General features: G+C 73.8%; 8 protein-coding genes. 4 read left to right on the forward strand and 4 right to left on the reverse strand.

From position 1 onward, the window contains the following. Positions 1–284: 284 nt before the first annotated feature. Positions 285–5045 carry an FtsK/SpoIIIE domain-containing protein gene (locus ACIBK1_RS20800; RefSeq protein WP_396736992.1) on the forward strand — a complete coding sequence of 1587 codons (4761 nt, stop codon included), beginning with the start codon at positions 285–287 and terminating at the stop codon, positions 5043–5045. Positions 5046–5092: 47 nt separating this feature from the next. Next, a complete protein-coding gene (locus ACIBK1_RS20805; RefSeq protein ID WP_357316037.1) occupies positions 5093–5725 on the forward strand; it encodes a GNAT family N-acetyltransferase in 633 nt (210 codons plus the stop codon). A 59-nt stretch (positions 5726–5784) separates the two neighbouring features. Here ACIBK1_RS20805 and ACIBK1_RS20810 read toward each other — a convergent pair whose 3' ends face one another. Both ACIBK1_RS20810 and ACIBK1_RS20815 read right to left on the reverse strand, forming a co-directional pair. Beyond that, positions 5785–6057, reverse strand: coding sequence for a WXG100 family type VII secretion target (locus ACIBK1_RS20810; RefSeq protein ID WP_030508536.1), 273 nt, complete (start codon positions 6055–6057; stop codon positions 5785–5787). Between the two features lie 154 nt (positions 6058–6211). Then, complete coding sequence (locus tag ACIBK1_RS20815; RefSeq protein WP_231513914.1) at positions 6212–6844, reverse strand: LysE family translocator; 633 nt, start codon at positions 6842–6844, stop codon at positions 6212–6214. A gap of 165 nt (positions 6845–7009) precedes the next feature. Between ACIBK1_RS20815 and ACIBK1_RS20820 the strand changes: the two genes are divergently transcribed. After that, entirely contained in the window at positions 7010–7447 is a 438-nt protein-coding gene (locus tag ACIBK1_RS20820; protein WP_030508534.1) for an Rrf2 family transcriptional regulator, read from the forward strand. 80 nt (positions 7448–7527) lie between these two features. Here the strand turns inward: ACIBK1_RS20820 and ACIBK1_RS20825 are convergent, their stop codons facing one another. After that, a complete protein-coding gene (locus tag ACIBK1_RS20825) occupies positions 7528–8277 on the reverse strand; it encodes an SDR family oxidoreductase (RefSeq protein ID WP_396736996.1) in 750 nt (249 codons plus the stop codon). Between the two features lie 174 nt (positions 8278–8451). Here ACIBK1_RS20825 and eccB point away from each other — a divergent pair, with 174 nt between their 5' ends. Next, a complete protein-coding gene (gene eccB, locus ACIBK1_RS20830) occupies positions 8452–9867 on the forward strand; it encodes a type VII secretion protein EccB (protein WP_030508532.1) in 1416 nt (471 codons plus the stop codon). A 1-nt stretch (position 9868) separates the two neighbouring features. On the opposite strand, the gene ACIBK1_RS20835 is transcribed toward eccB, so the two are convergent. Next, a complete protein-coding gene (locus ACIBK1_RS20835; RefSeq protein WP_030508531.1) occupies positions 9869–10411 on the reverse strand; it encodes a hypothetical protein in 543 nt (180 codons plus the stop codon). Between the last annotated feature and the right edge of the window lie 6 nt (positions 10412–10417).

Consider the following 10417-nt stretch of genomic DNA (forward strand, 5'->3'; position numbering starts at 1 on the left):
GATAGTACGTTTGCACTTCTTTACCGGTTGTCACACCATTCACACTGTTCGCACTCCACGGGCGGCAGGCATATGCGGGAGGCATGTCACGACGGCGTCGTACGAAGGGCGCGATGACAGGCACCTTTACCTATTCGGGGAAACGCCCGGATGCGCGCGGACGGCACGGCTACCGTGTTCCCGCAGGCCGCCGGGCCCGCGCACCCGGAGATCTTCACGGGGACGCCCCGGGATGAAACGCTTTCCGCGAGGCCGCCGCACAACCGCCTTCTGGGAGTTCGCGCATGCGGATAACGCTCACCGTGGTCAGCGAGGACGGTCGCCGCGACGTGCTGGTCGAGGGCGACGAGAGCACGACGGTCGCCGGCCTCGCGACAGCGCTCGGCGGCGCCGCCGCCCGACCGGCCAACGTCGTACGGCTCCCGCACGCCCGCGCGCCCTACGACCTGGACCGGGGTGACCGGCAGACCCGGCCGTCCGGCGAGGTGAAGCTGTGGGTCGACGGCCGGCCCGTCGACCCGGACGCGCCCGTGTTCGGCCTGCTCAGGGATGGCGACCTGGTGGCCGTGGACGGCCACGCCGCCGCGGCGACGGTGACCGAGGAGCCCGGCGGGCCGGCGGAGCTGCGGGTCGTGGGCGGTCCGGGAGCGGGGACCGTCCACCGGATCGGGCTCGGCGCCCACACGATCGGCGCCGACCCCGCCTGCGCGATCTCCGTACCCGACCCGGGGATGCCGCCGGTCGCCCTGGTGGTGCGGCTGGCCCCGGGAACGGCCACCGTGGAGCCCGCCGTCTCCGGGGGCGACCCGGTGGCCCGGCTTGAGGGCGAGCCGCTCACGGAGGCGGTGGCGTGGCCTCCCGGGGGCATGCTCGCCTGCGGCGGCTCGGTGTTCGCCCTGGGGCCGGTCCTGCCGCCGGACGCCCACCTCGACGCGCTGCCGGACGGCGGGCTCGCCTACAACCGGCCGCCCCGCCTCCAGCGGCCCGAGCGGCAGCGGCGCTTCACCGTGCCCGCCGAGCCGAAACGGGGCGAGGGGATGCGGCTGCAGTTGCTGGCCGCGCTGCTGCCCGCCGTGCTCGGCGTGGTCATGGCCGCCGTCACCCACACGTGGTACTACCTGCTGATCGCGTTCATGACGCCGCTGATCATGATCGGCCAGTGGGTGAGCGACCGCAGGCACGGCAGGAAGAAGCATCGCCGGGCGGTGAAGGCCTACCGCGAGCGGATGGCCGCCTTCGAGGAGGAGGTGGCCCGCGCGGTGCGGCAGGACGAGGAGGCCAGGCGCGGCGGCGCGCCCGACCCGGCCGAGGTGCTGCTCACCGCGACCGGGCCGCGCCGCCGCCTCTGGGAGCGCCGCGTGCACGACCGCGACGCGCTGCGGCTGCGCGTGGGGCTGTCCGACCTGCCCGCCGACCTGGAGTTCGAGCCCGAGAGCGGTACGCCCCAGGACGGGCCCCGCCGTGAGCCGCCCACCTGCCACGACGTCCCCGTCGCGCTGGTCATGCGCCGTCTCGGCGTGGCCGGGCTCACCGGTCCCAGAGACGTGGCGCTCGGCTGCGCGCGCTGGCTCGTCGGCCAGGCCGCCGCCCTGCACAGCCCGCGTGACCTGGCCGTCGTGGTGCTGTCGGCCAACGCCGACGGCGCCGGGCAGTGGGGCTGGGTGCGCTGGCTGCCGCACTGCGCGCCCGACGCCGCCGCCCGCGGCGGCGCCCTGTCGTCCGACTGCGCCGCGCTCGTCGGCGCCGACCCCGAGGCCGCCGCCCGCCGGGTCGCCGAACTCGCCGCCCTGGTGACCGAACGGCTCGACGCCGAGAACGGCTCCGGGCCCTACCCGGGGGTGCCGCGCGGCGCCCGCCTGTCCGGCGGCCCGGCCGGCTGGGAGGACCTGGGGGGCGCGAGCGGCAAAAGGCCCCCCGAGCCGGCCTTCGCGACCTACGACGAGCGGCCGTTCGACGTGCTCGTCGTGCTCGACGGCGCGCAGGTGCTGCGCGGCCTGCCCGGCATGCCGCAGGTGCTGCGGCAGGGCCCGCGCGCGGGGGTCTACACGATCGCCATCGACGACGACGAGCGACTGCTGCCCGAGGAGTGCGCCACCGTCGTGTCCTGCGACCGCGAGGGCGGGGTGCGCCTCCACGGCGGCGGGCTCGACCCGATCACCGGCATCCGCGCCGACCGGGTCTCGCCGTTATGGGCCGAACGCCTGGCCCGCGCGCTGGCCCCGCTGCGCGACGTGAGCCGCGACGATCCCTCGGCCGCCCTGCCCGACGCGGTCCGCCTGCTCGACCTGCTGGAGGTGTCCCTCGACCCCGCCGCGCTCGCCGAGCGGCAGGGCCGTACGACCCGGGCCCTGATCGGCGTCGGACCGGAGGGCCCGTTCGAGGTCGATCTGAGCAGGGACGGGCCGCACGCCCTGGTCGCGGGCACGACCGGCGCGGGCAAGTCGGAGCTGCTTCAGACGCTGATCTGCTCGCTGGCGGTGGCCAACCGGCCCGACGAGATGACGTTCGTGCTCATCGACTACAAGGGCGGCGCGGCCTTCAAGGAGTGCGTACGGCTCCCGCACACGGTCGGCATGGTGAGCGACCTCGACGGCCACCTGACCCAGCGGGCCCTGTCGTCGCTGGCCGCCGAGATCCGGCGCAGGGAACGCCTGCTGCTGGACGCGGGGGCCAAGGACATCGAGGACTACCAGCGGGCGCGGGGCGCCACCTGGGTGCTCGGCGCGGGCGGCGTCCGGCGGGCGCGCGGCGGCGGCATCTTCGCCGCCCCGGTGCCGGAGACCGCCGGAAGCAAGAGGGACCTGCCGCCGCTGCCCCGGCTCGTGCTGATCATCGACGAGTTCGCCGCCCTGGTCGCGGAGCTGCCCGACTTCGTCGAGGGACTGGTCGACATCGCGCGCAGGGGCCGCTCGCTCGGCATCCACCTGATCCTCGCCACCCAGCGGCCCGGCGGCGTGGTGACCGCCGACATCCAGGCCAACACCTCGCTCAGGATCGCGCTGCGGGTGACCGACGCCGGCGAGTCCACCGACGTCATCGACGTGCCGGACGCCGCCCACATCTCGCGGACGACGCCCGGACGCTGCTATGTGCGGGCCGGCTCCGGGGCGCCCGTGGCCGTGCAGACAGCCAGGATCGGCGGCCGCACCCCTCATCCGCGGTCCGCGGTAGCGGCCGACGCGGGGGACGATCTCCGGGTGCTCGACCTGCCCTGGCAGGCGCTCGGCCACCCGCTGCCCCTCCCGCCCGCCCAGGCGGCGAGCGGCACCGACCTGGCCCTGCTCGTGGACGCGCTGCGCGAGGCCGGGAGCGAGATGCCCCGGCAGCCGAGCCCGTGGCTGCCCCCGCTGCCCGGCCAGGTCGTCCTCGACGCCGGGGCCGCGGGCACCTCCGGCGGCCTGCTCGCGGGCCCCGCGCCGTACCGGCCGGGGGCCGAGGAGGTGCCGCCGCTGCCGTTCGGCGTGACGGACCTGCCGTGGGAGCAGGGCCGGCGTCCGCTCGCGCTGGACATGCGGCACGGCGGCCACCTACTGATCGCGGGCGGCGCGCGCAGCGGACGGTCCAGCGCGCTGCGGACGATCGCGGGCTCGATCGCGGCCGGCGCCTCCCCCGAGGACGTGCACGTCCACGCCGTCGACTGCGGGTCGGGCGCGCTGCTGCCGCTGGTCGCGCTGCCGCACTGCGGGGCGGTCGTCACCCGCGACCAGCTCGACCGGGTGGAGCGTCTGCTGACCCGGCTGCGCGCGGAGGTCGGGCGCCGCCAGCACCTGCTGGCCGAGGCCGGGTACGCCTCGCTGGCCGAGGCACGCACCGCCGCCAGGTCCCGGGCCGCCCGCGACCGGGCGGGCGTGGGCGCGCTGCCCTGGCTGGTGCTGCTCGTGGACCGCTGGGAGGGGTACGTCGCCGCGTTCGAGAACTACGACTACGGACGGCTGGTCGACGCCCTGCTGCAACTGCTGCGGGAGGGTCCGGCCGTGGGGCTGCGGGCCGTCGTCACCTCCGACCGGTCGGGCCTGCTCGGGCAGATCTCCACCGTCTTCGAGGACCGGCTCGTGCTGCGGCTCGCCGATCCCGCCGACTACGGGCTCGCCGGGCTGCCGATGCGCGACCTGCCGAGCGTCATGCCCCCGGGCCGGGCCCTGGCCGTCGGCGAGCACGGCCTGGCGGAGAGCCAGATCGCGCTGCTGTGCGACGACCCCTCCGGCCCGGCGCAGGTGGCCGTCCTGCAGGAGCTCGCCCGTACGGCGGCGGCGCGGTTCGGCGGCACGGACACTCCCGGAACGTGGGCCTGGCCGTCGGAGCCGCCGCTGCGGGTGGACGCGCTGCCGATGCGGATCACGGCGAGCCAGGCGCTCGGCCTGGCGCCGTCGCACGAGCCGCCGTCGGCCTTGTGGGCGCTGCTCGGCGCGGGCGGCGACGCCCTCGTCCCGATGGGCGTGGACCTGCAGGGCCAGGGGCCGGCCGCCGTCATCGCCGGGCCGCCGCGCTCGGGACGGTCGTCCGCGCTGGTCACGGCGGCGCGCTCGCTGCTCGACCGGGGAACGCCCGTGCTCGTCGTGACCCCGCGCCGCAGCCCGCTGCGCGACCTCGCCGGGGCGCCGGGGGTGCTGGCCGTGCTCGACGGCAACGCCAGAAGCGTGACCGGAGGCGGCGCGGACGACTTCGGCGGCCTGCCGGGCGCGCTCGACCCGCTCGCTCTGGTCGTCGGGCACGAGCGCTACGTGGTGGCCGTGGACGACGCGGAGCTCATCTCCCCCGACTCCGCGCTCGGCCTGGCCCTGGACGAGATCCTGCGCACCGGGCGGGACGGCGAGCACGGCCTGCTCGTCGCGGGGGCCACCGGCGACCTGGCGACCGCCTACCGGGGATTCGCGGCCGAGGCCCGCAAGGGCAGGACCGGCCTGCTGCTCAACGTGCAGAGCCCCGCCGACGGGGACCTGTTCGCCGTACGGCTGCCGCGCGGCGCGGTGGGCGGGCCTCCCGGGCGGGGCCTGCTGGTCGTCTCGGGCGCGGTGACGCCGGTTCAGGCCGCGGTGCCGGATTGAGCGCAGGGGCTTGTTGGGAGCGCTCCCACCCTGTCAGCCTGCTCCGCATGACCGTGCGCATCAGGCCCTACCGGGACGCCGACAGGGACGCCCTCTACGACATCTGCGTCCGCACCGCCGACGCGGGCGAGGACTCCCGCCACCTCTACCCCGACCTCGATCTGATGCCCAGCATCTTCGCCGCGCCGTACGTCCGGCTGGAGCCGGACCTGGCCTTCGTCGCCGACGACGGCGAACGGGCGGTCGGCTACATCGTCGGCACCGCCGACACCCCGGCCTTCGTCACGGCGTACCGCGACGAGTGGCTGCCGGCGCTGGCCGGCCGCTATCCCGCGCCGCGGCGCCCTCCGGCCTCGCCCACGGAGGAGATGATCGCCCTGATGCACAACCCCGAGCGGATGGTGCTCCCCGAGCTGGCCGCCTACCCCGCCCACCTGCACATCGACCTGCTCCCCGGCCACCAGCGCGCCGGGCACGGCCGCGCCCTGATGACGGCCTTCCTGCACGCCCTCGCGGCGAAGGGCGTGCCCGCCGTGCACCTGAGCATGCTCACCGTCAACACCCGCGCCCGCGCCTTCTACGACCGGCTGGGCTTCCACGAGATCCCGGTGCCCGACCCCGGCCCCGTCACGTATCTCGGCCGCTCGACCGAGCCGCCGGTGGAGCCGCCGATCGCATGAGAAGGCCGCCGGACGCCATGGCACTCATGGCGGTCCGGCGGCCGGCGGTCTGCGGGCGGTCAGCGGGTGGCGGACTCGATGTTGCCGCGGTAGGTCGTGATGACGCGAGAGGCCTCGTTGAGTTCTTCCGCCATGCGCTGGAAGGCCGCCCGGTAGCTTTGCCAGGCGTCGTGGAAGCGCTGCGCGCCGGGGCCGGTCCAGGCGGTGCCGACCTTGGCCGCCTCGCGGTCGAGGTTGGCCATAGTGGTGCGAACCTGGTCCGCCTGCTGGCTGAACTGCGCGGCCATGCTCTGCATCTCCGCGGGGTCGCCGCCGAGCAAGCTGTTACTCATCCAGTCACTCCTTCATCGACAAAGGGGCCGCCCTCACCGTAAATCCTTTGTCAATCGTGTGAACCCCTTATGCCGAGCGGCTATATCGAGAGCAGGGAGAATCTGGCTTTTCCGCCACTCCATTCCCCTTTTTCCTAGCGCCCGGAAAGGCGGGCTAGCGGCCGTCCGTGGCCAGGCGCACCGCGAGCGCGGCGAAGACGGTGCCGGAGATCCGGTGGAGCCACCTCTGGACGGCAGGGCGCCCGCGGACGAGGTCGCCCAGGCGGCCGGCCAGCAACCCGGCAGAAGCGTCGACCGACAGGCCCACGACGATGAACAGCGCGCCGAGGAAGAAGAACTGCGCGGTCACGCTGCCCCGGGCCGGGTCGACGAACTGCGGGAAGAACGCCAGGTAGAAGGCGATCACCTTGGGGTTGGCGAGGTTCGTCAGCACGGCCTTGCCGTACACGCGTCCCAGCGGCGCCCGGGGCTCCTGTCCTGGGACGTCCTGGTCGCGGCGGGCGGCGAGGAACGACGTGACGGCCAGGTAGACCAGGTACGCGGCACCGGCGACGCGGATGACGTCAAAGACCGTGGGAAAGGCGTTCAGCAGCGCCCCCAGGCCCAGCGCCGCCAGCGTCGTGTGCACGGCCAATCCCGTGGACATGCCGACCGCCGCGAGCACCCCCGCCCGGGGCCCCGATGCCAGTCCGGTGGCGGCGATGAACAGCATGTCGGGGCCGGGCACGAGGGAGACGACGAGGGCTGCCAGGCAGAACGTGACGACGATATGGGGATCAACCATCATGGCGTCACCATAGTGCTCGGCTGCGTGAGCCCCCGGATCCGCCATAACCGGCGGCAAGCCATGTGGGCGGGGCCGTCGCCACCGAACCATCGCTGCACGGCTGCCCGAAGCGCTTCGATCTCCGTGGGATGTAACCTTACGAGTTACAAGGAGAGGGACGGGCGGATGAGTGCGAACAGCAGGCTGACGGTCGCGGTGCACGTCCTGACGTGGATGGTGCTCGACCGCCGGGAAGGGCACGAGGTGGCCACCTCCGAACGCATCGCGGGCAGCGTCAACACGAACCCTGTCGTGATCCGGCGATGCCTGGGCGACCTGCGTAAGGCGGGCCTCGTGGAGGCCAGACGGGGCACCGGAGCGGGCTGGGTCGTCACGCGCGACCCCGAGTCGATCACCTTGCTGGACGTGTACGAGGCCCTGGACGAGGGCGGCCTCTTCGGCATGCACAACGCGCAGCCGAACCAGTCGTGTCCGGTCGGCTCCGGAATCCAGCCGACGTTGCGGCAGGTGTACGACGGCCTGGAGGACGCCATGAGGAAGCAATTGGCGGGCACCACCATCGCCGACGTGCTGCGGGACGTACTGGCGCGACAGAGGGAGTAGGCAGCGGGCACCGAGCCCGCCCGGGGGGTGAGGGCGGATGGAGGAGCCCGGCCGGCTCGCGCCAGGAGCGGGAGACCGGCTCAGACCTGGTTCATGCCGCCGTCGGCGTAAAGCTCGGCGCCGTTGGTGAAGCTGCTCTGGTCCGAGGCCAGGAAGAGCACCGCGCTCGCGATCTCCTCCGGCCGCCCCATGCGGCCCAGCGGCACCTGGCTCGTCAGGGCGTCCTTGAGCTGTCCGGCCCGCTCCTCGTCCGGAGCCAGACCGGTGATTCCAGGGGTGTCGATCGGCCCGGGGACGATGACGTTGACCCGAATGCCACGCCCCTTGAGCTCGTTGGCCCACGTGCGGGCGAAGGACCGGATGGCGGCCTTGGTCGCGCTGTACACACCGAACGCCTCGGCTCCGGTGGTCGCGGCCGTGGACCCCGGCAAGATCACCGAAGCGCCCTCGTCGAGCAGCGGCAGCGCCTTCTGGACGGTGAAGAACAGCCCGCGGACGTTGACGGCGAAGGTCCGATCGAAGTGCTCCTCCGTGACCTCCTCCAACCGGGCGAACTCGCCCCCGCCCGCGTTGGCGAACAGCACGTCGATCCGCTGGCCGTGCCGGGCGACGGCCGCGTAGAGGCGGTCGAGGTCGGCGAGGTCGGCCACGTCCCCCTGAATCCCGATCACGTTCGAGCCGATCTCCTCGACGGCGCTGTCGAGTTCCGGCTTCCGGCGGCCGGTGATGTACACCTGTGCGCCCTCGGCCGCGAAGCGCTTGGCGGTGGCGAGGCCGATGCCCGTGGTGCCGCCGGTGACGATCGCGACCTTGCCCGAGAGCTGATCCATGTCGATCTCCCATCGATTCCGAACGCTGTAACTATTTGTGTTACAATGATAGCTGTAACCGTATAAGTTACAACTGCCTTCGTCAACGCGGGACCGCCGGGACACTGTGGAGATCACGGGGATGCCGCAGGATCAATATGCTGGCCTCCACGCCGTTTGACGCGGAGAGGTGACGTGCAGACCCGAAAGGACCTCTACCAGGCATACCGGCTGATGCAGCAGCGCCTGGGCCAGGCCCTGCTGCAGGGCGAGCCGGACGTCGCGGAGTCGCCGATGCGGCGGCACACCATCGCCACGTTCTGCGGGATCCTGCTGTCGGTGCTCCTGCTCGCCGTCTTCGGCATCTGGGGTGTGATCAAGCCGGGCGGCGCGACCAAGCTCACCGAGCCCGGCCAGCTCCTCGTCGAGCAGGACACCGGCGCGACCTACGTCTACAGCCAGCAGGAGCGCGTGCTGCTCCCCACGGCGAACTACGTCTCCGCCCGGCTGCTGCTCGACACCGCCGACGTGACGGTGCGCGACGTCTCCGCCGCCTCGCTGGCCGAACTGCCGCGCGGGCCGCTCGTGGGCATCCCCGGCGCGCCCGACTCGCTGCCGCCCAAGGACAAACTGGTCCGCGGACCGTGGTCGGTGTGCGTGGTGGACGGCCCGGACGCCACCGGTGCGCCCCGGCCGTACGTCACGCTGGTGGGCGGCCTGGACGTCGGCGGCAGGCCACTCGGCGGCGGCGCCATGGTCGTGGACGACGGCCGGCAGAAGTGGGTCGTCTGGGGCGACCGGCGGATGCGGGCGAGCTCCAGTGCGGTGAACGCCCTGAACGCCCAGCCCAGGAAGGTGCCCGCGACCTGGCTCAACGCCCTCCCCGAAGGCCCCGACTTCAGCGGCCCGAAGGTGCCGAATCTGGGCAGGAAGGTCCGGGGGCCCGACGGCGCGGTCACGGCGGCGGTCGGGCAGGTCTTCACGGTGCCCGGCATCGGGGGCGCCCCCGCCCGCTGGTACGTCCTGCTGTCCGACGGCCTCGCGCCGATCTCTCTCACCCAGGCCACGCTCCTGCTGTCCGACCCGGCCATCAAGGCGGCGTACGGCAGGCGTCCGCGCCAGCCGATCCAGATCGACGCGGCCACGGCCAACGCCTCGCTCTCCAAGCAGCCGAGCGTGCTGGGCGGCGGGATGCCCGAGACGATGCCCACGGTGGTCTCCCCCGCCTCCACCTCGCCGCTGTGCGCGGTCTACGCCGGCACCCGCGGCGGCTCGACCCGGGCGACCCTGACCGTCGGCGGCTCGATCACGATCCCCACGCCCAGGACTCCGGGCAGCCAGGAGACCTTCGACCAGGTGCTGCTCCCGCCGGGGTCGGCGGCGGTCGCGGGCCTGCTGCCCGGCGAGGGACAGCTGGGGTCGATCACGAACTACTTCCTGGTGACGGACCAGGGCCGCAGGTTCGCCGTCGCCTCGGCCGCCCTGCTGCCGAAGCTCGGCTACGACGCCTCCGACGCCACACCGGTGCCCGCGCACCTGCTGCATCTCATTCCGGAGGGCCCGGCACTCGACCCGGCCGCCGCCCGCGTGCCGGTGCCGCTCGGCAAGTAGGTCAGCCGCCGAAGCTGCGGAAGTCGTCCAGGTTCTGCTGGTAGAACGCGATGTCCTCGGCCAGCCGGTCGCGCAGGAAGCAGTCGGGCTCCGCCTCGCGGGCGGCCAGCCCCGCCTCGGTCCAGAACGCCTCGGCGGGCACCTCGTCCTCGCCGGGCGGGATGAACTTGAGCGCCTCCCCGAGCGCGTCCCTGGCCGTCTCCCAGCCGCTCACCACCCGCTGGAAGAGCCCCTCGTCCCCCGGCTCCTCGGCGTATTCGAGGTCGTCGGCGAGCGCGCGGCGCGCGTACGCGGCGCCGGCGAGCCGCCACTGACCGGGGTCGATCAGCTCGGACAGGCCGACGCCGAACCGCTCCCCCTCGTCCCTGGCCTCCACCTCGCTCGCGTACGGCACGAGCACCTCGACCCCGCCGGACCGGACCGTCCACGCCTCGGGCCCCTCGACCGGCGGCTCCTCGTGTGCGGCCTCGTGCGCGGTCAGCGCGAGATACAGCCGGGCCTCCGCGAGCGTCCGCGCGTACGGGATCGGCACTGCCTGCTCCATGCCTGC

The sequence above is a fragment of the Microbispora rosea genome (assembly GCF_044460045.1).
Classification (GTDB): Bacteria; Actinomycetota; Actinomycetes; order Streptosporangiales; family Streptosporangiaceae; genus Microbispora; species Microbispora rosea.